The organism is Caulobacter sp. P1_D6 (assembly GCF_056406095.1).
The window spans coordinates 97029-119276 of sequence record NZ_JBFUAW010000006.1 but is presented as its reverse complement, the minus strand read 5'-3'; the positions used below and the strand labels follow the sequence as shown (position 1 = coordinate 119276).

General features: G+C 68.6%; 25 protein-coding genes. 16 read left to right on the top strand and 9 right to left on the bottom strand.

Annotated elements, in window-relative coordinates; all coding sequences use genetic code 11:
* The first annotated feature begins 395 nt into the window (after window positions 1–395).
* From AC1DYP_RS04160 to AC1DYP_RS04135, 6 genes are all read left to right on the top strand, one after another.
* A complete protein-coding gene (locus tag AC1DYP_RS04160; RefSeq protein ID WP_477045254.1) occupies window positions 396–1874 on the top strand; it encodes a sensor histidine kinase in 1479 nt (492 codons plus the stop codon).
* A 170-nt stretch (window positions 1875–2044) separates the two neighbouring features.
* Entirely contained in the window at window positions 2045–2689 is a 645-nt protein-coding gene (locus tag AC1DYP_RS04155; RefSeq protein ID WP_477045253.1) for a phosphoribosylanthranilate isomerase, read from the top strand.
* Window positions 2690–2717: 28 nt separating this feature from the next.
* Complete coding sequence (gene trpB, locus AC1DYP_RS04150; RefSeq protein WP_477045252.1) at window positions 2718–3950, top strand: tryptophan synthase subunit beta; 1233 nt, start codon at window positions 2718–2720, stop codon at window positions 3948–3950.
* Between the two features lie 16 nt (window positions 3951–3966).
* A complete protein-coding gene (trpA, locus tag AC1DYP_RS04145) occupies window positions 3967–4806 on the top strand; it encodes a tryptophan synthase subunit alpha (protein ID WP_477034505.1) in 840 nt (279 codons plus the stop codon).
* 11 nt (window positions 4807–4817) lie between these two features.
* Window positions 4818–5744, top strand: a complete 927-nt coding sequence (gene accD, locus AC1DYP_RS04140) for an acetyl-CoA carboxylase, carboxyltransferase subunit beta (protein WP_477045251.1) — start codon at window positions 4818–4820, stop codon at window positions 5742–5744.
* 9 nt (window positions 5745–5753) lie between these two features.
* Window positions 5754–7067, top strand: a complete 1314-nt coding sequence (locus AC1DYP_RS04135; RefSeq protein WP_477045250.1) for a bifunctional folylpolyglutamate synthase/dihydrofolate synthase — start codon at window positions 5754–5756, stop codon at window positions 7065–7067.
* Window positions 7068–7073: 6 nt separating this feature from the next.
* Here AC1DYP_RS04135 and AC1DYP_RS04130 read toward each other — a convergent pair whose 3' ends face one another.
* The gene (locus tag AC1DYP_RS04130; protein WP_477045249.1) at window positions 7074–7349 is read right to left on the bottom strand and encodes a hypothetical protein; all 276 of its coding nucleotides are present in this window, start codon (window positions 7347–7349) and stop codon (window positions 7074–7076) included.
* A gap of 227 nt (window positions 7350–7576) precedes the next feature.
* Here AC1DYP_RS04130 and AC1DYP_RS04125 point away from each other — a divergent pair, with 227 nt between their 5' ends.
* Entirely contained in the window at window positions 7577–7951 is a 375-nt protein-coding gene (locus AC1DYP_RS04125) for a glycine zipper 2TM domain-containing protein (RefSeq protein ID WP_477045248.1), read from the top strand.
* Window positions 7952–8015: 64 nt separating this feature from the next.
* On the opposite strand, the gene AC1DYP_RS04120 is transcribed toward AC1DYP_RS04125, so the two are convergent.
* The 4 genes from AC1DYP_RS04120 to AC1DYP_RS04105 are packed head-to-tail and all read right to left on the bottom strand — an operon-like array spanning window position 8016 to window position 10040.
* Window positions 8016–8528, bottom strand: a complete 513-nt coding sequence (locus AC1DYP_RS04120) for a DsbE family thiol:disulfide interchange protein (protein ID WP_477045247.1) — start codon at window positions 8526–8528, stop codon at window positions 8016–8018.
* Entirely contained in the window at window positions 8525–8692 is a 168-nt protein-coding gene (gene ccmD / locus AC1DYP_RS04115) for a heme exporter protein CcmD (RefSeq protein WP_477045246.1), read from the bottom strand. The genes AC1DYP_RS04120 and ccmD overlap by 4 nt, the downstream gene beginning before the upstream one ends.
* A 16-nt stretch (window positions 8693–8708) precedes the next feature.
* The gene (ccmC, locus tag AC1DYP_RS04110) at window positions 8709–9455 is read right to left on the bottom strand and encodes a heme ABC transporter permease CcmC (protein ID WP_477045245.1); all 747 of its coding nucleotides are present in this window, start codon (window positions 9453–9455) and stop codon (window positions 8709–8711) included.
* Between the two features lie 48 nt (window positions 9456–9503).
* A complete protein-coding gene (locus tag AC1DYP_RS04105) occupies window positions 9504–10040 on the bottom strand; it encodes a Spy/CpxP family protein refolding chaperone (protein ID WP_477045244.1) in 537 nt (178 codons plus the stop codon).
* A gap of 160 nt (window positions 10041–10200) precedes the next feature.
* Between AC1DYP_RS04105 and AC1DYP_RS04100 the strand changes: the two genes are divergently transcribed.
* Entirely contained in the window at window positions 10201–10551 is a 351-nt protein-coding gene (locus AC1DYP_RS04100; RefSeq protein ID WP_477045243.1) for a DUF3147 family protein, read from the top strand.
* Window positions 10552–10590: 39 nt separating this feature from the next.
* On the top strand, window positions 10591–11478 hold the full coding sequence (locus AC1DYP_RS04095; protein ID WP_477045242.1) for a DMT family transporter: 888 nt from the start codon (window positions 10591–10593) through the stop codon (window positions 11476–11478).
* Here the strand turns inward: AC1DYP_RS04095 and ccmB are convergent.
* Window positions 11475–12140: a heme exporter protein CcmB gene (ccmB, locus tag AC1DYP_RS04090; protein ID WP_477045241.1), complete on the bottom strand. Its 666-nt coding sequence runs from the start codon at window positions 12138–12140 to the stop codon at window positions 11475–11477. The two genes, AC1DYP_RS04095 and ccmB, sit on opposite strands and share 4 nt — an antisense overlap.
* Entirely contained in the window at window positions 12137–12751 is a 615-nt protein-coding gene (ccmA, locus tag AC1DYP_RS04085; RefSeq protein ID WP_477045240.1) for a heme ABC exporter ATP-binding protein CcmA, read from the bottom strand. Before ccmA ends, ccmB begins: the two co-directional genes overlap by 4 nt.
* 193 nt (window positions 12752–12944) lie before the next feature.
* Here ccmA and acnA point away from each other — a divergent pair, with 193 nt between their 5' ends.
* The 4 genes from acnA to AC1DYP_RS04065 all read left to right on the top strand — a co-directional run bounded on the left by acnA (window position 12945) and on the right by AC1DYP_RS04065 (window position 18215).
* Window positions 12945–15632 carry an aconitate hydratase AcnA gene (acnA, locus tag AC1DYP_RS04080; protein ID WP_477045239.1) on the top strand — a complete coding sequence of 896 codons (2688 nt, stop codon included), beginning with the start codon at window positions 12945–12947 and terminating at the stop codon, window positions 15630–15632.
* Between the two features lie 182 nt (window positions 15633–15814).
* Complete coding sequence (locus AC1DYP_RS04075; RefSeq protein ID WP_477034492.1) at window positions 15815–16531, top strand: DUF1223 domain-containing protein; 717 nt, start codon at window positions 15815–15817, stop codon at window positions 16529–16531.
* A 698-nt stretch (window positions 16532–17229) separates the two neighbouring features.
* On the top strand, window positions 17230–17568 hold the full coding sequence (locus AC1DYP_RS04070) for a DUF2794 domain-containing protein (protein WP_477034491.1): 339 nt from the start codon (window positions 17230–17232) through the stop codon (window positions 17566–17568).
* 86 nt (window positions 17569–17654) lie between these two features.
* The gene (locus tag AC1DYP_RS04065; protein ID WP_477034490.1) at window positions 17655–18215 is read left to right on the top strand and encodes an HdeD family acid-resistance protein; all 561 of its coding nucleotides are present in this window, start codon (window positions 17655–17657) and stop codon (window positions 18213–18215) included.
* A gap of 64 nt (window positions 18216–18279) precedes the next feature.
* On the opposite strand, the gene AC1DYP_RS04060 is transcribed toward AC1DYP_RS04065, so the two are convergent.
* On the bottom strand, window positions 18280–19032 hold the full coding sequence (locus AC1DYP_RS04060; protein ID WP_477034489.1) for a Bax inhibitor-1/YccA family protein: 753 nt from the start codon (window positions 19030–19032) through the stop codon (window positions 18280–18282).
* Between the two features lie 146 nt (window positions 19033–19178).
* On the opposite strand from AC1DYP_RS04060, the gene AC1DYP_RS04055 reads away from it, so the two are divergent.
* Window positions 19179–20231: an aldo/keto reductase gene (locus AC1DYP_RS04055; protein WP_477045238.1), complete on the top strand. Its 1053-nt coding sequence runs from the start codon at window positions 19179–19181 to the stop codon at window positions 20229–20231.
* 7 nt (window positions 20232–20238) lie between these two features.
* On the opposite strand, the gene AC1DYP_RS04050 is transcribed toward AC1DYP_RS04055, so the two are convergent.
* Window positions 20239–21012, bottom strand: coding sequence for a TonB family protein (locus AC1DYP_RS04050; RefSeq protein ID WP_477045237.1), 774 nt, complete (start codon window positions 21010–21012; stop codon window positions 20239–20241).
* A gap of 118 nt (window positions 21013–21130) precedes the next feature.
* Here AC1DYP_RS04050 and thpR point away from each other — a divergent pair, with 118 nt between their 5' ends.
* Both thpR and AC1DYP_RS04040 read left to right on the top strand, forming a co-directional pair.
* Window positions 21131–21667 carry an RNA 2',3'-cyclic phosphodiesterase gene (gene thpR / locus AC1DYP_RS04045; protein WP_477034486.1) on the top strand — a complete coding sequence of 179 codons (537 nt, stop codon included), beginning with the start codon at window positions 21131–21133 and terminating at the stop codon, window positions 21665–21667.
* Window positions 21668–21769: 102 nt separating this feature from the next.
* Entirely contained in the window at window positions 21770–22246 is a 477-nt protein-coding gene (locus AC1DYP_RS04040) for a DUF4126 domain-containing protein (RefSeq protein ID WP_477045236.1), read from the top strand.
* The last annotated feature ends 2 nt before the right edge of the window (window positions 22247–22248 follow it).

Genomic DNA, 22248 nt, shown 5'->3' with positions numbered 1-22248 from the left:
TTGCCCATTGGCCCGCGCCCTCGGCGGCTGGTCCCCTCGGAAACGACAGGGATCGGGTCCGGCTAAGCCTCAACAGGGCTGCCCACCGGATGCTGGCGGATAACGATGGCGCGGAGCGATCGGCTTCGTCGAAACGGTATTCATTCAAACAACTCCGGACGATGTCCGGCGCTCCGCGACCCTTTCCACACCTTCAGCGGCGATCCGCGTGAAGCGGCGAAGCCGTGCCCGTGAACACTTCCCCCACCTGGCCGCTGCGCGGCCTGGCCGCCCCCATGGGGGGCGGAGCGCTCGCCGAAAGCGTCTCGCTGTGCGGGATTGCCCCATCGACAGGCGGCGCGCGGTGGGCATGATGCGGGCGACGCCCGACGAACGAGCCGCAGCAAAGGAGCGCGATGGCCGCGCGACCGCCAACTGAGTCCGAGGCCGAGCCCGAGGCCGCATCGCTCCAGGCGACGCCGTTGACCGCCGTGTCGCCGACCTCGCCCAGCTTGGCCATCGCGCTGAAGCATGCCCCGATGGGCATCGCCATCTTCGACGACCAAATGCGCTACCTGGCCGCCTCGAGCCAGTACCTGACCGACCAGAACATGCCGGCCGACACCCCGCTGCTGGGCCGGCGCCACTACGACGTCTTCCCCGAGATCCCGCAGATGTGGCGCGACAAGCACGCCCAGGTGCTGGCCGAGGGGGTCGAGCTGCGCGACGACGAGGGCCAGCGCTATGTCGACCGCAACGGCGACGTCCACTGGGTGCGCTGGTCGATGGCCCCCTGGCGCACCGACGACGGGCGGATCGGCGGACTGGTGCTCTATACCGAGATGGTCACGGCGGCGGTCGAGGCCAAGCACCGGCTGCAGGCGGCCGAGGCCCGCTATCGCGCGGTGTTCGACCAGGCGGCGATGGGCGTGGCCCGGGTGTCGGGCAGCGGCCGGTTCCTGGAGGTCAACGACCGCTTCTGCGCCATCACCCACCGCGACCGCGAGACGCTGCTGGCTTCGACCTTCATGGACATCGTGCGCGGCGAGGACACCGTGGCCGCCGTGGTCACCCAGGGCCAGGCCCTGTTCGCCGGCGAGATCGACACCTACACGGTCGAGCGGCGGGTCGAGGGCCGCGACGGGACGGTCTGGGTGCACGTCAACGCCTCGCGGGTCGATCCCGGCGGCGAGGGGCGGCCCTATCTGGTGGTGATCATCTCCGACATCACGGCCCGCAAGCAGGTCGAGGCCGAGCAGCTGCACTACCAGGACCAGCTGCGGCTGCTGATCAACGAGCTGAACCACCGGGTGAAGAACACCCTGGCCACCGTGCAGTCGATGGCCAGCCAGACCCTGAAGACCGAGCCCGACCCGCTGGTCGCCTTCGAGAAGTTCGAGTCCCGGCTGATGGGCCTGTCGCAGGTGCACGACGTGCTGACCCGCGAGAGCTGGCACGGGGCGGGACTGCGCGACGTGGCCGAGCGGGCCCTGGCGCCGTTCACGCCGCCCGAGGGGGCCGAGCGCCTGACGATCGACGGCCCGCCGGTCTGGCTGGCCCCGGGCGGGGCCCTGACCATGGCCCTGATCTTCCACGAGCTGGCCACCAACGCGCTGAAGTACGGGGCGCTTTCCAATTCGGGGGGCAAGGTGGTCCTGGCCTGGACCTACGACGCGGCGACCCGCGACCTGGCCCTGACCTGGACCGAAACCGACGGCCCGCCGGTGGCCCCGCCGACCCGCCGGGGCTTCGGCTCGCGGCTGATCGAGCGCAGTCTGCGGGGGGAGCTGAAGGGCGCGGCGAGCATGGATTACCGGCCGGAGGGGCTGGTGTGTTCGATGCGGGCGACGTTGTCGGACCCGGTGGAGGGGGGATCGCCGGTGGGGGCAAGCTAAAGTTCCTCCCGCTGTGGGGGAGGCGGCCGAAGGCCGGTGGGGGAGTTTTGCGATTGTCGATCCAGGCTATGGCCATCTCCCGATCACTCCCCCCTCCGTCGGCTTCGCCGACACCTCCCCCACAGGGGGAGGACCTTGCGTGAGCGACCCCGACACCGTACCTCCCCCCCATGACCACCAAGGCCAAGATCTGCGGGCTCTCCACGCCCGAGAGCGTGACCGCCGCCGTCGCCGGCGGCGCGGCCTTCGTCGGCTTCGTGTTCTTCGCCAAGAGCCCCCGCAACCTCGACCCCGAGGCCGCCGCCCGCCTGGCCGCCCCGCTTCGCAACGGCCCGGTCAAGACCGTGGCCGTCACCGTCGATCCCGACGACGCCCTGATCGACCGGCTGATGGCCACCCTGAAGCCCGACCTGATCCAGGTGCACGGCAAGGAGACCCCCAACCGGGTCCGCGAGATCGCCCAGCGCTCGGGGGCCGGCATGATCAAGGCCTTCTCGGTCTCGTCCTCGTCGGACGTCGATCAGGCCGCCGCCTTCGACGGCGTGGTCGAGCACCTGATGTTCGATGCCCAGCCGCCGAAGGATTCTCCCCTGCCCGGCGGCGCCGGCGCAAGGTTCGACTGGAGCCTGCTGGAAGGCCGGCGATTTTCTCGCCCGCATTTCCTGGCCGGAGGGTTGGACCCGTGGAACGTGGCCGAGGCGATCAAGGCTTCGGCTGCGCCCCTGGTGGACGTTTCCTCTGGCGTCGAGCGGGGTCCCGGCCTAAAGGACCCGGCTCTGATCACGGCGTTCCTGGACGCCGTCAAACGCGCGTGATGTCTGCCCGGACGATTTGGAAGAGCTCGTGAACGTTCCGACCAAACCCCCCGAACGGTCCAATGACTGGTCCGCCTATCCGGACGCCAAGGGCCGTTTCGGCGACTACGGCGGCCTCTACGTGGCCGAGACCCTGATGCCGCTCGTGCTCGAGCTGGACCGGGCCTACACCGAAGCCAAGAACGATCCCAGCTTCCAGAAGGAGCTGGCCGGCTACCTGACCCATTATGTGGGCCGGCCCTCGCCGCTCTATTTCGCCGAGCGGCTGAGCAAGCACCTCGGCGGCGCGAAGATCTATTTCAAGCGCGAGGAGCTGAACCACACCGGCGCGCACAAGATCAACAACTGCATGGGCCAGATCCTGCTGGCCCAGCGCATGGGCAAGACCCGGATCATCGCCGAGACCGGCGCGGGCCAGCACGGCGTGGCCAGCGCCACCGTGACGGCGCGCTTCGGCCTGCCCTGCGTCGTCTACATGGGCGCCGTCGACGTGGCCCGGCAGAAGCCCAACGTCTTCCGCATGAACCTGCTGGGCGCGGAAGTGCGCCCCGTGACCTCGGGGGCCGCGACCCTCAAGGACGCCATGAACGAGGCCATGCGCGACTGGGTCACCAACGTGGCCGACACCTATTACATGATCGGCACCGCGGCCGGCCCGCACCCCTATCCGGCCATGGTCCGCGACTTCCAGGCGGTGATCGGCAACGAGACCCGCGAGCAGATCCAGGAACTCGAGGGCCGTCTTCCGGACGCCGTCGTGGCCTGCGTCGGCGGCGGTTCGAACGCCATCGGCATGTTCCACCCGTTCCTGGCCGACGAGAGCGTCAAGATCTACGGCGTCGAGGCCTCGGGCCACGGCCTGGAGACCGACAAGCACGCCGCCTCCCTGACTGGCGGCCGTCCGGGCGTCCTGCACGGCAACAAGACCTATCTGCTGCAGGACGACGACGGCCAGATCCTGGACGCCCACTCGATCTCGGCGGGCCTGGACTATCCGGGCATTGGCCCCGAGCACTCGTTCCTGCACGACGTGGGCCGGGCCCAGTACCTGACCTGCACCGACGACGAGGCCCTGAAGGCCTTCCAGCTGTGCGCCGAGCTCGAGGGCATCATCCCGGCCCTGGAAAGCGCCCACGCCATCGCCAAGCTGCCGCAGCTGGCCAAGGAGATCGGCGAGGGCGGGATCATCGTCCTGTGCCTGTCGGGCCGGGGCGACAAGGACATCTTCACCGTGGCCGACGCCCTTGGTCGTACGATTTAATGGGACGGACCATCTGATGAGCGTGACGAGCTATCGCGACGCAGGCCGCCTGGAACGCGCCTTCAAGCGCGAAAACGACCACCGGGCGCTGTTCATCGCCTACATCATGGCCGGCGATCCGGACCTGGAGACCTCGTTCGAGCTCCTGAAGGGCCTGGCCGAGCACGCCGACGTCATCGAGCTGGGCATGCCGTTCTCGGACCCGATGGCCGAGGGCCCGACCATCCAGCTGGCCTCGCAGCGCTCGCTGGCCGCCGGCACCAAGATGCGCGACGTGCTCTCCATGGTCCGCCGGTTCCGCGAGACCAACACCACGACGCCGATCGTGCTGATGGGCTACCTGAATCCGGTGCTGTTCTACGGCTACGAGGCGTTCGCCAACGACGCGTCGGACGCGGGCGCGGACGGCGTGATCATCGTCGACTGCCCGCCGGAAGAGGCCGACCCGCTGACCGACGCGCTGGAAGCGGCCCGGATGAACCTGATCCGCCTGGCCACCCCGACGACGGACGACGCGCGCCTGGCCGTCTTGGTCAAGCGCACCTCGGGCTTCATCTATTACGTCTCGGTGGCCGGCGTGACCGGGGTCCTGGAAGCCGACGCCGACGCCGTGGCCGGTCCCGTGGGACGCATCCGCGCCGCCTCGGGCCTGCCGGTGGCGGTCGGTTTCGGCATCAAGACCCCCGAGCGCGCCGCCCAGGTGGCCCGGGTCGCCGACGGCGTCGTGGTCGGCTCGGCCCTGGTGGACGAAATCGCCGCCGCGGCCAAGGTGAACGAAAACGTGACCGAGAAGGTTCTTCTCAAGGCGTCGGAGCTGGCTAAGGCTGTGCGGTCGGCGCGACTCGAATTGGCGTGAGGCTGAAGGCTATGGCGATGGCTGAACCCCAGGGGCCCAAGAAGGGCGACAAGACCAAGGCTCCGGCCGAGCGCCGCGGCGGCTGGCTGTCGCGGATCGCGCCCGGCGTGCGCGGCGCTTTTGCAAAGCGCGAGACGCCCGAGAACCTCTGGGTCAAGTGCCCCGACACGGGCGAGATGATCTACCGCTCCGACCTGGAGGCGGCCCTGTGGGTCACCCCGGCCGGACGCCACATGCGCATCGGCCCCGAGGCGCGCTTCAAGTTCACCTTCGATGACGCCGAATTCGAGGTCCTGCCGACCCCGGCCGTGTTCGAGGACCCGCTGAAGTTCTCGGACGGCAAGTCCTACAAGGATCGTCTGGCCGCCGCCCGCAAGGCGACCGGCGAGCAGGACGCCATGGCCATCGCCTACGGCAAGGTCGGCGGCGTTCCGGCCGTGGCCCTGGTCCAGGACTTCGCCTTCATGGGCGGTTCGCTGGGCATGGCCGCCGGTGAGGGCTTCATCGCCGCCGCCGAGGCCGCGATTCTGCGTCAGGTTCCGCTGGTGGCCTTCACCGCCGCCGGCGGCGCGCGGATGCAGGAAGGGGCCCTGTCCCTGATGCAGATGGCCCGCACCACCCTGGCCATCAACCAGATGAAGGACGCCGGCCTGCCCTACGTGGTGGTGCTGACCGACCCAACCACCGGCGGCGTCACCGCCTCCTACGCCATGCTGGGCGACGTGCACCTGGCCGAGCCGGGCGCCCTGATCGGCTTCGCCGGTCCCCGGGTGATCGAGCAGACTATCCGCGAGACCCTGCCCCCGGGCTTCCAGCGCTCGGAATACCTGGTCGAGAAGGGCATGGTCGACCGCGTCACGCCCCGCAAGGAGCTGCCGGCCGTGCTGGGTTCGATCCTGGGCACCCTGATGATGGGCCGGGCGCTGAAGGCGGCCTAGCCGCCTGAGATGACCGACCACCTCCGCGCTCACGACGCCGCGCTGGCGCGGCTGCAGGCCCTGCATCCCAAGCTGATCGACCTGTCGCTGGACCGGATGGTCCGGCTGTGCGCGGCGCTGGGCGACCCCCAGAACAAGCTGCCGCCGGTGATCCACGTGGCCGGCACCAACGGCAAGGGCTCGACCGTCGCCTATCTGCGGGCCATGGCCGAGGCGGCCGGACTGAAGGTCCACGTCTTCACCTCGCCGCATCTCGTGCGGTTCGCCGAGCGCATCCGCCTGGCCGGGACCCTGATCACAGACGAACACCTGGCCGACGTGCTGGAGCGGGTCGAAACCGCCAACGCCGGCCTGCCGATCACCTTCTTCGAGATCACCACCGCCGCCGCCTTCCAGGCGTTTTCCGAGGTCCCGGCCGACCTGTGCCTGGTCGAGGTGGGTCTGGGCGGGATCCTGGACGCCACCAATGTCGTCATGCCGGCCGTCAGCGTCATCGCCCCGATCGACATCGACCACCGCGAATTCCTCGGCGACACCCTGGGCGCCATCGCCCAGGAGAAGGCCGGGATCATCAAGCCCAACACGCCGGTGGTCAGCGCCCGCCAGGCCGAGGAGGCCGAACGGGTCGTCGAGCGCGAGGCCGACCTGTTCGAAGCGCCCCTGACGCTGATGGGCCGCGACTTCGACGCCTGGAACGAGCGCGGGCGGCTGCTAGTGCAGCTCCAGGACCGCCTGCTGGACCTGCCGCCGCCGTCCCTGCCGGGCGAGCACCAGTTCGCCAACGCCGGCCTGGCCGTCGCGGCCCTGCTGGCCCTGAACGACCCGCGCATCGACGAGGCGGCGATGGCCACGGGGATCGCGGCCACGACCTGGCCCGCCCGATTCCAGCGCCTGACGGCCGGCCCCCTGGCCGAGCCCGCCAAGGCGGCGGGCGCGGACCTCTGGCTGGACGGCGGCCACAATCCGCACGCCGGGCAGGCGGTGGCGAGGGCTCTGGGCGACCTGGCGGCGCGCGACGGGCGCCCGGTGGCGCTGATCTCGGGCCTGCTGGCCAACAAGGACGCCACAGGCTTCTTCACGCCGTTTGCGGCGCTGGGGGCCAAAGTGTTTTCCGTGACCTTCGAGGGCGCGGCGGCCGCCAGCGCCGCCCAAACGGCGGCCGCGGCCGAACTGGCGGGGCTGCGGGCCCACGCCTGCGACAGCGTCGAGGCGGCCCTGGACAAGGCGCTGGCCCTCGCGCCGACACCGCACGTGCTGATCTGCGGTTCGCTCTACCTGGCGGGCGAAGTGCTGGCGATGAGCCCGGAAACCTGGCCGATCTAGGCCGGTCTAGACCAGGATGTTCAGCAGCGAACCGGGGCGCAGGATCTTCTGCGGCTGTTCGGCCGGCTGGACGAACGGACGGGCCGGCGGCTGACGCTGCGGTTGGGCCTGGGTCTGCAGCTGGACGGCGATCGGCGGGGCCGTGGGCCGGGCCGCGGCGGCGTCGCTGACGGCCGCCTGGAAGAACGCCGCCGCGCGCGAGCCGCCAGCCGCCGACGTCCCCTGGGACGAGGCGGGTCTCTGCGGAACGGCCGGCAAGCCGGTGGGGCGGATCGTGCTCATGAACGCGACTCTATCATGGTTAACGCAAAGTCGGCGAGCATGGTCAACGCGCGGTTAATGGTCGCGGTTCGGCTGCGGAAAACTAGGGGAAAACCCGGAGAAAAATGAACGCCAGATGAAAGTCGGGTCGCCGACCCCGTTCAGACAGCGGGGTCTACGGTGTCTTCAAGATCGCCGCGGATCGGGGCCGGGGCGATTGGACAAGACTCTGATGAAAGGGACACCCGATGCGTACCGCCACCAAGACCACCGTTTCGCTGCTCGCCGCCGCCACCGCGGCTCTGAGCCTGGTTTCGGTCCCGAGCCTCGCCTCGGCTCAGGACGGCCGCTACTACCGTGACCATCACCGCTACGAGTCGCGCTACGACAACCGTTACGATCGTCGCCACGACAGCCGCTATGACCGTCGTTATGACAGCCGCTACGACAGCTGCCGCTCGCATCGCAAGAACGGCAAGGCGACCGGCGCCGTGATCGGCGCCCTGGCCGGCGGCCTGCTGGGCAACTCGGTGTCGAACGGCAACCGCACCCCCGGCACCCTGCTGGGCGCGGGCGTCGGCGCCTATGCCGGCAGCCAGATCGGCAAGGGCTCGCGCTGCTAACGATCTGAACTTCCAGAGCTGACGAGGGCCCGGACCGGCGCAAGCCGTCCGGGCCTTTTCGCGTCTAGCGCAGCTTGCCCAGCATCGTCTGAACATCGGCGTCGGTCAGAGGGCCGCTGTGCTTGGCCAAGATCACGCCGTCGGTCCCGACCAGGAAGGTCTCGGGCACGCCGGTGACGCCGAATTCGATGCCGGCCCGACCGTTGCGGTCCACCAGCTTGGCGGCGAACGGGTCGCCCAGTTCGGTCAGGAACGCCTGCGTCCGGGCCGGCTCGTCCTTGTAGGCGATCCCGACCACGGTGACGCCCTGGGCCTTCAACGCCATCAGCTGCGGCGCCTCAACCCGGCAGGGGGCGCACCACGAGGCGTAGAAGTTGATCAGTCGGGGGCCGGCCGGGACGTCACGCACCGCCACCATCGCGCCGGTGTCGAGATCGGGCAGCACCACCGCCGGGACCGACTTACCGACCAGGGCGTCGGGCTGGACGCGCGGATCGTGCTTCAGCGCGTAGCCCGCGAACAGCACGGCGAGGCCGACCAGGACGATCAGCGGCGCGAAGCCGATCCAGCGCCTCACGACTTCTTCGCCTCACGCTGCGCCTGCAGCCGCTCGGTCTCACGTCGCCAGCGGCGGGCGGAAGTCAGGCTGTCAGCGATCATCCAGACGAAAGCGACGGCCGTGACGGCAAAGGCCGGCCAGACATAGACGGCGTATTTTCCGGCGTCGAAATCGAAGTGCATGTTCAGCCCCCAATCCCTAATTTTCGGCCGCTTGCAGGGCCAGGGCCCGCGCCTTGCGCCGCCAGACCAGGGCGCGGATCCGCACCAGCCACAGCGATCCAAAGGCCGACAGATAGGCCAGGGTCATGATCAGCATCGGCCAGGCGTAGACGGCCGGCAGCCGGTTTTCCGGCTTGGCGAACAAGGTGGAGCTGCCCTGGTGCAGGCTGTTCCACCATTCGACCGAGAACTTGATGATCGGCAGGTTGATCAGGCCCACCAGGGCCAGGATCGCCGCGGCGCGCGCCGCCTTCTGCTCGTCCTCCAGCGCCGAACGCAGGGCCAGATAGCCCAGATAGAACAGCAGCAGCACCAGCACCGAGGTCAGGCGGGCGTCCCACACCCACCAGGTTCCCCACATCGGCTTGCCCCACAGCGAGCCGGTGGCCAGGGCCAGGACGGTGAAGGCCGCGCCCAGCGGCGCGCAGGCGACGGCGGCGGCGTCGGCCAGGGCATGGCGGAACACCAGCGCCAGGAAGCTGGCCACGCCCAGGCAGAGGTAGACGAACATGCTGATCACGGCGGCCGGCACGTGGATGAACATCATCCGCACGGTGTCGCCCTGCTGATAGTCCTCGGGAACGGCGAAGGTCATGGCCAGGCCGACCAGGGCCAGCACGGCCGCGATCGCCCCGAACATCGGCGCGGCCCAGCGTGAGAAGACCATGAACCGCTCGGGGTTCGTCAGGAAGTCCAGCGGATGATGTTGATCACGGGCGCCCATTCCCGAGCCTTAGAAGACCTGAAGGGCGCCCGCAATCGTGGAGGTTACCTAGTCGGCTTTCGGCTTCATCGGCATGCCGTCCGGACCGCCCCTGAAGTGGCGGAATTCGACGTGGCGCATCCTCGGGCCGTGACCGCCGCCCATCGGGCCCAGGGCGTCGAAGGCCTTCTTTTGGCTAGGCGACAGGGCGGTGTAGAAGGCGCGGGTGGCGTCGATGCGGGCCTTGGCGCGGTTCAGGTGCTCGGTCTCGCGGTCCAGGCGCTCGGGCGTGGTCAGCGGCTTGGGCGCGGTGTCGGACGTCTTGCGCTCCATCCGATCCTTCCGTTCCATCGGGCCGGTCGCGGCCAGATAAGCCTTCAGGGCCCCGTCCTGGTCGGCGCGTAACTGCAGCACGTCGCGCAGGTGCTGGGCTCGGGCTTCGGGATCGATGCGGTGGTGACGTCCGCCGCCCCAGCCGCCGGGACCGTGATCCGCCATCGGCGGCGGACCGGGTGGCGGGCCGTCCTGGGCGACGGCGACCGTCGCGGTGGTGAGGCTCAAGGCGGCCGCGGCCATCAAGGCCAGGCGGCTCGTTTGCAAGCGCATGGGTTAGCTCCAGTAAAAGTCCCTTGAGCCGAACCTCGATTCCCCATGTAACGCTGGAATGTCAGAATCCCCGGCGAATATTGCAGGACTGACGGACTGGCCGCCCATAAGGCTTTGACGCCGCGACAGATTCTCGCGGGCGACATCGAGGAGTCCCCGAATGCTCTACCTGCTGGCCAAGGCCGCGATTTCCGGCGTGATCATCGCCCTGGTGTCCGAGATCGCCAAGCGCCAGCCGGGCTTCGCCGCCCTGGTCGCCTCGCTGCCGCTGATCTCGATCCTGGGCATGCTGTGGCTGTGGCGCGACACGCGCGACGTCGGGCGGATGGCGACCCATGTCGAGGCGACGTTCTGGTACGTGCTGCCGTCCCTGCCGATGTTCCTGATCGTGCCGGCCCTGCTGCGGCGGGGGGTCGGCTTCTGGCCGGCGCTGCTGACAGGTTGCGGCGTGACGATCGGGCTCTATCTGTTGATGACCGCCGTGGGGCCGAGGTTCGGGCTGAAGCTCTAGCGCCTATCGCCGGACCCCGAACTCCGGCAAGAGGCCCCCATGGAAAAACGCGTCGCCTTTCTCGCGCTCGCCCTGTCCGGACTCTGCTGGGGCCTGGGCTTCCCGCTCGGCAAGTTCGTGCTGACCGAGACCAGCTCCGCCCACATGGTGCTGCTGCGGTTCGCGGTGGCGGCCGTCGCGGCCCTGCCGTTCGCCCTGGCGCGGGCCGAGACCCGCGCCCTGTTCCGCTCGCCGGTGATCCTGGCCGCCGGCGCGCTCTACGGCGTGGCCTTCATGGTGCAGTTCGAGGGCCTGGCCCATGTCAGCGTCACCCTGGCCGCCCTGCTGGTCGGGGCCATGCCGGCCCTGATCGCAATCAGCGCCAAGCTCCTCGGTGAAAAGGTCAGCCGGGCCTCGTGGACCGGGGTGGCGGCCGCGACCCTGGGCGCCGCCCTGATCGCCGGCAAGCCGGACGGGGCGGGCTCGCCGTTGGGCGTGGCCCTGTCGCTGGGTTCGCTGTTCGTCTTCCTGGCCTGGTTGATCGTCCTGCGCCGCGCCCCGGCCTCGCCGACGCCGATGGCCATCCCGGCGGTGACCGTGATCATCGCCGCCTTCACCGTGCTGCCGATCGCCCTCTTCATGCACGGCCCGCCCAAGCTCGATCTCAGCCCGCTGGTCTGGACCGCCATTGTCGGCCAGGGCGTGCTGGCCACCCTGCTGGCCACCGCCGCCTGGCAGTTCGGGTCGGCGCGGGTCGGCGCGGCCAGCGCCGGCGTCTTCATCAATATCGAGCCGCTGATGGGGGCCTGCATCGGCGTGATGCTGTTTGGCGACCACTTGACCTTCGCCCTGGGCCTCGGCGGCCTGATGATCATCGCCGGCAGCTTCATCGTCGTGCTGGGCGAGAAGCGCGCGCCGCCGGTCTGCGCCAGCGCGGGACCGATCTAGTCCAACGCGTTCCGGCAGGCCGCCGCCATGGCGATCGGCCCAAGCGCGACAGCCGCGGCCGAATAAGCCAGCAGCAGGAACAACCCGCCCGTCCACGGCAGGCCGCCAGCCAGGGCGTCCAGGGCCCCAGCGCCGAAGATCACCGGCGGCACGTAGAGCGGCAGGACGATCACCGCCACCAGCAGGCCGCCGCGCTTGCTGCCCAGCGCCAGGCTGGCCCCCAGCCCGCCCAGGAACGAGAAAGCCAGGCCCCCAGCCAGGGCGCAGGGGATCAGCAGCGGGATGATGTGCGGCGAGGCCCCCAGGGCCAGGGCGGCGATCGGGGCGGCCAGGGCCAGGGGCGCGCCGGCCGCCAGCCAGTGGGCCAGGCACTTGGCCACGGCCACCGCCTCGAGCGGGGCGGGACCCAGGGCCAGGAGGTCCAGCGCGCCGTCCTCGAAGTCGCGTTCGAACAGGCGCTCCAGCGACAGCAGGGCGGCCAGGGCCAGGGCCAGCCAGGCGATCCCGGGCGCCAGGGACGCCAGCCGCTCGGGCGCGCGGCCGGCCGCCAGCGGCAGCAGGGTCACGACGCAGGCGTAGAAGGCCAGGGCCAACAGCGGGCCGCCGCCATTGCCCCAGGCCAGGGCCAGTTCGCGGCGCAGAAGGATCAGGAACGCCCTCATCCGCCGATCTCCACGACCCGGCAGGGCACGGGCAGCGGATCGTGCACGGCCGCCAGGACAATGCCGCCGACCTCCAAGTGCTCGGCCATCAGGGCGCCGAAGCCTTCGCGGTGACCGGCGTCCAGTGGGGCCATCGGCTCGTCCAGCAGCCACAGCGACCGGGGGCTGGCCAGCAGCCGGGCCAGGGCCACGCGCCGGCGCTGGCCTGCCGACAGGCGGCGGATCTCCAGGTCGAGCAGACGGTCCAGGTCCAGCTTCGAAGCGGCCGCCCGGGCCGAGGCTTCGGACCCGCCGGTCCAGCGGGTCTGGAACAGCAGCTCCTCCCAGGCCGAGCGCGTCGACTTCAGCCCGTCGTGATGGCCGACCAAGTGCAGGCCGTCGGACCGCGCGACCTCGGCCTCCAGCGGACCGGCCTCGCCGCCGAACTCAACGACGCCCTGCGACGGACGCAGCAGTCCCGCCACGGCGCGCAAAAGACTGGTCTTGCCGGCGCCGTTGCGCCCGGTCAGCGCGACCGCCTGTCCCGCTGAAACCTCCAGGTTTAGCCCCGAGAACAGCCGCCGTTCGCCACGAACAAGACTTAAGTCCTTGATGCGAATAGTTCTCAACATAGGCCCGGAGCCCTCAAGACCCTACCCTGTGCATGGACGTTGCCCACGACGACCGCTAAGAAGCCCTCGGCCGTCACCCTCCGCATTGGATGGGGCGTACGCGGCGCGAGGATGGACGCTGTGGGTCCGCCTCGATCGCGCGATCCCTGGAGAGGTTTTCCGGCGGCCGTGGACAGAGAAGGGATCCTTCGAAATGGCGTCTGTAGACAGCCTCAAAACCCGCCGCGAACTTATCGTCGGCGGCAAGACCTACGTCTATTACAGCCTTCGCGCCGCTGAGGAAGCCGGTCTGAACGGCGCCGGCAAGCTGCCGGTCTCGATGAAGGTGCTGCTGGAGAACCTGCTGCGCTACGAAGACGGCGTGTCCGTCAACGAAGCCGACCTGAAGGCCGTGGCCAACTGGCTGGACAACAAGGGCAGCGTCGAACACGAAATCAGCTTCCGCCCGGCCCGCGTGCTGATGCAGGACTTCACCGGCGTTCCGGCCGTCGTCGACCTGGCCGCCATGCGCGACGCCATGGTGTCGCTGGGCGCCGACCCGGCCAAGATCAACCCGCTGAACCCCGTCGACCTGGTCATCGACCACTCGGTGATGGTCGACAACTTCGGTTCGCCCAAGGCCTACGACGAGAACGTCGCCAAGGAATACGAGCGCAACATCGAGCGCTACCGCTTCCTGCGCTGGGGTTCGTCGGCGTTCAACAACTTCCGCGTCGTGCCCCCCGGCACCGGCATCTGTCACCAGGTGAACCTGGAATACCTGGCCCAGACCGTCTGGACCAACGAAGCCGAAGGCGAGACCACCGCCTATCCCGACACCGTCGTCGGCACCGACAGCCACACCACCATGGTCAACGGCCTGTCGGTCCTGGGCTGGGGCGTGGGCGGCATCGAGGCCGAGGCCGCGATGCTGGGCCAGCCGATCCCGATGCTGATCCCCGAAGTCATCGGCTTCAAGCTGACCGGCGCCATGCCGGAAGGCGCGACGGCCACCGACCTGGTGCTGACCGTCACCCAGATGCTGCGCAAGAAGGGCGTGGTCGGCAAGTTCGTCGAGTTCTTCGGCGACGCCCTGGCCAACCTGACCCTGGAAGACCAGGCGACCATCGCCAACATGGCGCCGGAATACGGCGCCACCTGCGGCTTCTTCCCGATCTCGGCCTCGACCGTGGCCTATCTGAAGGGCACCGGCCGCGACGCCGCCCGCGTCGCCCTGGTCGAAGCCTACGCCAAGGAGCAGGGCCTGTGGTGGGAGCCCGGCGTCGCCGAGCCGACCTTCACCGACACCCTGGAGCTGGACCTGTCGTCGGTGCTGCCGTCGCTGGCCGGTCCGAAGCGTCCGCAGGACCGCGTCCTGCTGACCGAGTCCGCCGCCAAGTTCGCCGAGAGCCTGGTCGGCGAGTTCGGCAAGGCCGAGGCTCCCGACGCCCGCGTCCCGGTCGAAGGCGAGAACTTCGACGTCGGCCACGGCGACGTGGTCATCGCGGCCATCACCAGCTGCACCAACACGTCCAACCCCTCGGTCCTGATCGCCGCCGGCCTGCTGGCCAAGAACGCGGTGGCCAAGGGCCTGAAGGCCAAGCCGTGGGTGAAGACCTCGCTGGCCCCCGGCTCGCAGGTGGTCACCGACTATCTGCTGAAGGCCGGCCTGACCAAGCACCTCGACGCCCTGGGTTTCAATCTCGTGGGTTATGGCTGCACCACCTGCATCGGCAATTCGGGCCCGCTGCCCGAGAACATCAGCAAGGCCGTCAACGACGCCGACCTGGTGGCCTGCTCGGTGCTGTCGGGCAACCGCAACTTCGAAGGCCGCGTGAACCCGGACGTCCGCGCCAACTACCTGGCCTCGCCGCCGCTGGTGGTGGCCTACGCCCTGGCCGGCTCGATGAAGATCGACCTGACCACCCAGCCGCTGGGCCAGGACAAGAAGGGCAACGACGTCTACCTGAAGGACATCTGGCCTTCGAACGAGGACATCGCCGCCCTGCAGCGCAAGTCGGTCACCGAGAAGATGTTCGCCAGCCGCTACGGCGACGTCTTCAAGGGCGACAAGAACTGGCAGGGGATCAAGATCACCGGCGGCCAGACCTACGCCTGGGAAGGTGACTCGACCTACGTCCAGAACCCGCCCTACTTCCCGAACATGTCGATGACCCCGACCCCGGTCACCGACATCGTGGAAGCCCGCGTCCTGGCCGTGTTCGGCGACTCGATCACCACCGACCACATCAGCCCGGCCGGCTCGATCAAGAAGACCAGCCCCGCTGGCCAGTACCTGATCGACCACGGCGTCGACCCGCTGGACTTCAACGGCTACGGCGCCCGTCGCGGCAACCACCAGGTGATGATGCGCGGCACGTTCGCCAACATCCGCATCCGCAACAAGATCACCCCGGACATCGAAGGCGGCGTGACCAAACACTTCCCCACGGGCGAAGTGATGTCGATCTACGACGCGGCCATGAAGTACCAGGCCGAGGGTCGTCCGGCGGTGGTGTTCGGTGGCAAGGAATACGGCACCGGCTCGTCGCGTGACTGGGCCGCCAAGGGCACCAAGCTCCTGGGCGTCCGCGCGGTGATCTGCGAAAGCTTCGAGCGCATCCACCGCTCGAACCTGGTCGGCATGGGCGTCCTGCCCCTGCAGTTCATCCAGGAAGGCTGGCAGAAGCTGGAACTGACGGGCGAGGAGATCGTCTCGATCCGCGGCCTGCAGGACCTGGCCCCGCGCAAGCAGCTGATCGTCGAGCTCTACCGCCCGACCGACGGCCGCATCGCCCGCTTCCCGGTCCGCTGCCGCATCGACACCCCGACCGAGCTTGAATACTTCAAGAACGGCGGCGTGCTGAACTACGTGCTGCGCAACCTGGCCAAGGCCGACTAAGCGACGCACATCGAGCCCCTCTCCGAGGGGCCGGAAAGACGAAGCCGGGTCTCCCTCTCACGAGGGGGCCCGGCTTTTTCTTTGGGTTTTCATCCAGGAAATTTCTTCTTTTGCGCGAGAAAGCCGCCTTCACGGCCTCGTGAACGGCCATTGGCCACGATCTTGGCTTAAGTGCCCCGCACATGCGTCAGGCCCTGCTCTTTCTCGCTCTCACCACCCTCGCGGGTTTTTCAGCCGCGCCCGCGCTCGCCGCGAAACCGCCGGTGGTCGTCGAGCTGTTCACCGCTCAAGGTTGTTCTTCCTGTGGGAAGGCCAACCAGGTCATCGCCGACATGGCCGACGACAAGGGCGTTCTGGCCCTGACCTATTCGGTCGATTACTGGGACTATCTCGGCTGGACCGACACCTTCGCCAAGCCGGCCTTCGCGACCCGCCAGCGCGCCTACGCCCAGAAGTTCTCGCTGCGCGACGTGCCGACCCCGCAGGTGGTGGTCGCAGGGCGCCAGCAGGCCTCGGGCGCCAAGGCCGAAGCGGTCGAGACCCTGGTCAAGGACGCCGCTAAGGCCCCGTCCAATCCGCCGGACATGGAATTCATCGGCGACGGCGGCCGCGTCGCCGTCGGCTCCGGCCCTGCACCGCGCGGCGGGGGCGAGGTCTGGCTGGTGCGTTACGACCCGCGCGAGCAGGACATCGCCGTCAAGCGCGGCGACAATCGCGGCCAGACCCTGGTCCACCGCAACGTCGTGCGCGAGCTGGTCCGCCTGGGTCCCTGGAACGGCCGGCCCAAACTCTATCGCCTGCCCGCCGCGGCGGACGAGGCCTTCAAGACCGTGATCATCGTCCAAGGCGCCAAGGGCGGCCGGGTGATCGGCGTGCTGCAGGAAGCGGCTGAGAAGTAGAAGGCCCTCCCCCTGTGGGGGAGGCGGCCGAAGGCCGGTGTGGAGAGCTTTGGGATCGATCCGAGCCGCGCCCTCCTCCGATCACTCCCCCCTCCGTCGGCTACGCCGACATCTCCCCGAACAAAGAAAAGCCCGCGCGGGGAGGGGACACCGCGCGGGCCTCTTAGGGGAGGGGGAATGTCTAGTCCGTCGGCCGACCGGCGCCCCGGATCGGGGGGCTGGGGGGCAATCAGGGTCCGGACCCGAGGCGTCCGATCAGCCGACACTGACCTTATGGCGGGGCAAGCCGGCGCTGGAAGGGCGTGATAAAGGTCGTTTCGCGGCGGTTCGTGTCGGGGATGTGTTCGAGCCCAGGTGCAAGGCCCACGCGAAAACCCCGCGTGGAGAGGGGCGCCACGCGGGGTCTCGAGAATATCTTTTGAGGGTAGTCTGTCGGCCGACCGGCCCACGATCGAGGGGGCTGGGGGGGCTGTTCAGGATCCTGAACCGCAGGATGTCCGATCAGCCGACACCGTCAAATTGCTGGGGCAAGTGGGCCGTCGAAAGTCTGAATTAAGGTCATTCCGTGGCGGCCTGAGACAGGCGGGAAATTATCGGAAGACCCTGTAGCGCCACGGCAACGCTTGGGTGAAGGGGGCTCTGACGGACGGATTTCCGCTGCTCGCCTTCGGGCCTGATTTGGGTTTAGGATTCGTCCGATGGCCTTGGATTCCAGCCCCCCAATCACCGGCAAGGCCGGTGTCGTCTTCTTCGAGCGTCGCGAGATCGACCAGCTCCTGAGGCTGTATGGCCGGATGGTCGCCGCCGGCGAGTGGCGCGACTACGGCATGGGCGGCACGAGCGACCACGCGGCCTTCTCGGTGTTCCGCCATGCGGCCGAGGCCCCGCTCTATCGCATCGAGAAGCACCCGGCCCTGGCCCGCAAGCAAGGACAATGGGTGGTGATCGGCCAGGGCGGCCTGACCCTGAAACGCGGCCACGACCTGGCCCAGGTGCTGCGGATGTTCGACAAGGGCCGGTTCAAGGTCGTCGACTGACCGCTCTTCAAGCGGTGTTGAGCCGAACGCCGCGCGGCCGGCGTTTCTGAAGGACCGGGCGCAAGCTCGGCCTGAGGGAGCCCCGCATGATCGCCGAACCCCTTTCCGTGGCCCACCTGCTGGCGCGCACCTGGTGGCTGGTGCTGCTGCGCGGCCTGGCGGCGATCCTGTTCGGGGCCCTGGCCCTGCTGTGGCCGCACCTGACCCTGGTCATCCTGGTGATCCTCTATGCCGTCTACGCCCTGAGCGACGGGGTGTTCGCCCTGGCCGAGGCGGTGCGCGGCGGCGGCCTGATCCCGCGCTGGTGGCTGGTGGTGATCGGGGTCGGCAACCTCGTGGCCGGCGCCGTCGCCCTGGCCTGGCCCGCGCTGACGGCGATCCTGCTGATCATCCTGATCGGCGCCTCGGCGGTGACGCGCGGCCTGTTCGAGATCGTCGGCGCCGTCCAGATGCGCAAGGTCATCGACAACGAATGGACGCTGATCGCCTCGGGAACGATCTCGGTGTTGTTCGGGGCGGGGGTGATCCTGGCGCCGCGCGCTGGCGCCCTGGCCCTGGCCTGGCTGATCGGCCTGTGGGCCATCGCGCTGGGCGTGCTGATCGTGGTCCTGGCCCTGCGGCTGCGCCAGGTGCGCCGTCTGCTGTAGACCAAGAAAAAGGCCCCGGCGGTTTCCCGCCGGGGCCCTTCGTCTCGATTTCCGTGTCCGGCGTCTAGCGGCGCGAGCCGAAGATGCTGAGCAGGAATTGGAACAGGTTGATGAAGTTCAGATACAGGTTCAGCGCGCCGTAGTTGGTGGCAACCGCCATCGAGTTCTGGTCGCCGCCCATTTCGTAATAGGCCATCTTCAGGCGCTGGGTGTCGTAGGCGATCAGGCCCGCGAAGATGAACACGCCCAGGATGCTGATGATGAAGCTCAGGCCCGGCAGATGCAGGAACATCTGGGCCAGCGACGCCAGGACCAGGCCGATCAGACCCATGATCAGGAAGCTGCCGAAACCGGTCAGGTCCTTCTTGGTGGTGTAGCCGAACAGGCTCAGCCCGCCGAAGGCGATCGAGGTGATCAGGAACGTCGTGAACACCGACTGGATCTGATAGACCAGCAGCCACAGACCCAGGCCCGCGCCGATCGAGGCCACCAGCGCCCAGTAGAGCGCGCCGGACGAGCGGGCGGTCGGGTTACGCATGGCGAAGATCGACACCAGGATCATGGCCAGCGGCGCGAACCGCAGCACCGTGCCCAGGATCGTGAAGCCCGCCAGGCGGCCGTCCGGGGTCAGGACATAGAGCATGTTGGCGACCGGCGCGTAGGCGGTCGTCAGGAAGGCCAGGGCGGCGGAAAGCAGAAGACCCAACGCCACCTTATTGTAGACGCCGAGCATGAAACTACGCAGGCCGGCGTCAACCGACATGTCGGCGCGATCCGCGGGGATCGAGCGCGCGTAGCCGCGGTTGAAGTCGTTCATCGGGATAAGGCCCTTCGAAAAAGCAGCGCGCCCGTCATGGACGCTCCCCGAATATCGGGGTCCCGCGAGTATCATGCAAGATGTTGCGCTTTATGCGGCGCACGCCAGCCTCTATTCAGTTTCCACGCATCTACGATGGGGATCACATGGATTACGTGGAACTCGGCCGGACCGGCATCCAGGTCTCGCGCTGCTGCCTGGGCACCATGACCTGGGGCTCGCAGAACAGCGAGGCGGAGGCCCATGAACAGATGGACTACGTGCTCGATCAGGGCGTGACCTTCTGGGACACCGCCGAGATGTATTCCAGCCCGCCCAACCCGGAGACCCAGGGCAACACCGAGCGCCATATCGGCTCGTGGCTGAAGAAAACCGGCAAGCGTCGGGAGATCGTCCTGGCCTCCAAGGTGGCCGGTCGGGGCGCGGCGTTCGGCGGCCTGTCGTGGATGCGGCCGGACGGCGGCTCGACCCGCCAGACCAAGGCCCAGATCGACTATGCGGTGGAGCAGTCGCTCAAGCGCCTGGAGACCGACTATCTGGACCTCTACCAGCTGCACTGGCCCGACCGCCCGGTCCGGGTGTTCGGCGGCCAGACCTTCAAGGACTACGAGCAGGACTTCGAGGCCTTCGGCGACATCCTCGAGGCGCTGGACGCCCATGTGAAGAAGGGCACGATCCGCTCGATCGGCGTCTCCAACGAGTTTCCGTGGGGCGTGATGCGCTTCCTGGCCGAGGCCGAGGCGAAAGGCCTGCCGCGCATCGCCTCGATCCAGAACGCCTATCACCTGGCCAACCGCACCTTCGAATACGGCCTGGCCGAGATCGCCATGCGCGAGCAGGTCGGCCTGCTGGCCTATTCGCCCCTGGCCCAGGGCGCCCTGACCGGCAAGTACCTGGACGGCAAGCTGCCCGCCGGCTCGCGCAAGGCGCTCTACAACCGCATGCAGCGCTACGAGGGCCCCGGCGCCGAGGAGGCGATCCGCGGCTATGTGGACCTGGCCGCCCGGTTCGGCTTCGACCCGGCCCAGCTGGCCCTGAAGTTCTGCGACACCCGCCAGTTCGTCACCGCCACCATCATCGGCGCGACCTCGATGGACCAGCTGAAGACCAACATCGCCGCCTTCGACCTGAGTTGGACCGAGGAGATGGAAAAGGCGGTCAACGCCTTGCACGCGCTGCAGCCCAATCCCTGTCCGTAGGTGATGACTAGGGCCGGTCGTATCCCCCGGCCCACCACTCCCACTTGAATGGAATAAGAACCGTCAGTCCCGCCGTTGGAACGCCATCCTCCGTCGTGGAGGAGGCCCGCATGAGGGCGACGGCCTTTTGGGCTACCGCCACGTTGTCTGGCAGATCGTCGCCGCCGAACTCGCAGTCCTTGAGCAAACCATCGGGTGCGACAGTGCAAACAGCGCCCGTCCCACGCTCGCTTGGCGTCACCGACGCCAGGATTTGCGCTGCTGTCTTCCTGTCTGGACGCGCCAGCCAATCAAGGTAGTGCCCTTGGCATTCGCCCTCGCCGTTCGGGCAAGTGACGACCGGGGCTTCTGTCTTGGCCGGCGGCGAGTCCGGATCGAACTTGGTGAGCACAATCGCTTCGTCGCCGACTGCGGGTTTGCGCGGAGGATGAAAAACAATTGGGATCGTGATGGTCCCGCCGTCCACCGCCTGGCCGTCGACCAGTTTGGGGTTCAGCCGAAACAAGCTGCTCAGTTCAACCGCCGCCCGGCCAAAGTCAAAGCCGGTCGGCTTTTCGCCGGACGTTTGGCACATCGTCAGGAGGCCTTCGATCGTCACATGACAGGCAATCGAAACTTGCCCCGACACCTGCTCGCGTCGAGCGCGTTCGGGATAGAAGCCCTCCACTTCCTCGCCGGTGGGCTTTCGCAACCAGTCCGGTGGTGAGATGACCGGTTGCGGTGTGGCGTGCGCCGACGCCGTCAACACCAGAGCGATCAAGCTCGCCGACGCGACCTGCAAACCAACTCTCACAACACGACCCTCACCTAGCTTCACCTTGGGTAGCAGTCGCCACCAGCCCTCGCAATTGCGGACGCTCGCCTTGCACCGGGGCCTTGTGCCTCGCTAAATCGGCCTCATGATCCGCCTGTTCACCGCCGTCGCCATTCCCGCCGAGGTCGGCGATCACCTGCTGCCCCGCCAGCATGGGATCGAGGGCGCGCGCTGGCGGCCGCGCGAGGCGTTCCACATCACTCTGAAGTTCATCGGCGACGTGCAGGAGACCACCGCCGCCGACCTGGACGAGGAGTTGCGGGAGATCCACGCCTCGGCCTTCGATCTCGAGCTCCAGGGCGTCGGTCATTTCGGCGAAGGGGTCGAGATCCACGCCGTCTGGGCCGGGGTGGCCGAGAATCCGGACCTGCGCCACTTGGCCAAGGCCAACGAAAGCGCCGCGCGGCGGGCGGGCCTCAAGCCCGAGACCCGGGTCTACACGCCGCACGTCACCCTGGCCTATCTGAAGCGGCCGGCCGTGCCTGAGGTCGCCGCGTGGATTCAGGGCAACAACCTGCTGCACTCGCCGCCGTTCCGCGTCGACCGCTTCGGCCTCTATTCCAGCTGGCGCACCCACGAGGGTTCGGCCTACCGGCTGGAAGCGGAGTATCCGCTGGGCTGAAGCCCTCAACCAAAGCGGAAACGTCCAAGAACGGCGTTCGCCCTTGCGGTTTTATCCGGCCGCGCGCCAGATCAAGGCAGCGCTAACGAGCCGGAGACCTGCATGTCCCTCTACCTGTTCGCCCTGCTGATCGGGGTTGTCGCCGGCCTGCGCGCCATGACCGCTCCGGCCGCCGTCGCCTGGGGCGCGCATCTGGGGCTCTTCTCTCTTGAGGGCACGCCGCTGGCGTGGGTGGGCGGGACGATCGCCACCTGGGTGTTCACCGCCCTGGCCGTGCTGGAGCTGGTCGGCGACCAGCTGCCCCAGACCCCCAGCCGCAAGGTGCCCGTGCAGTTCGGGACACGCGTCGTCAGCGGCGCCTTCTGCGGCGCGGCCATCGGCATGACGGCCCCAGGCTCTTCAGGAGGCGCCTGGATCGGCGGCGCGGTGGCCGGGACGATCGGCGCGGTGATCGGCACCCTGGGCGGCGCCGATCTGCGCGGCCGCCTGGCCAAGGCGTTCGGCAAGGACCTGCCGGCCGGCCTGCTGGAAGACGTCGTCGCCGTGGTCGGCGCGGCCCTGATCGTTTCGGCCCTCTGACC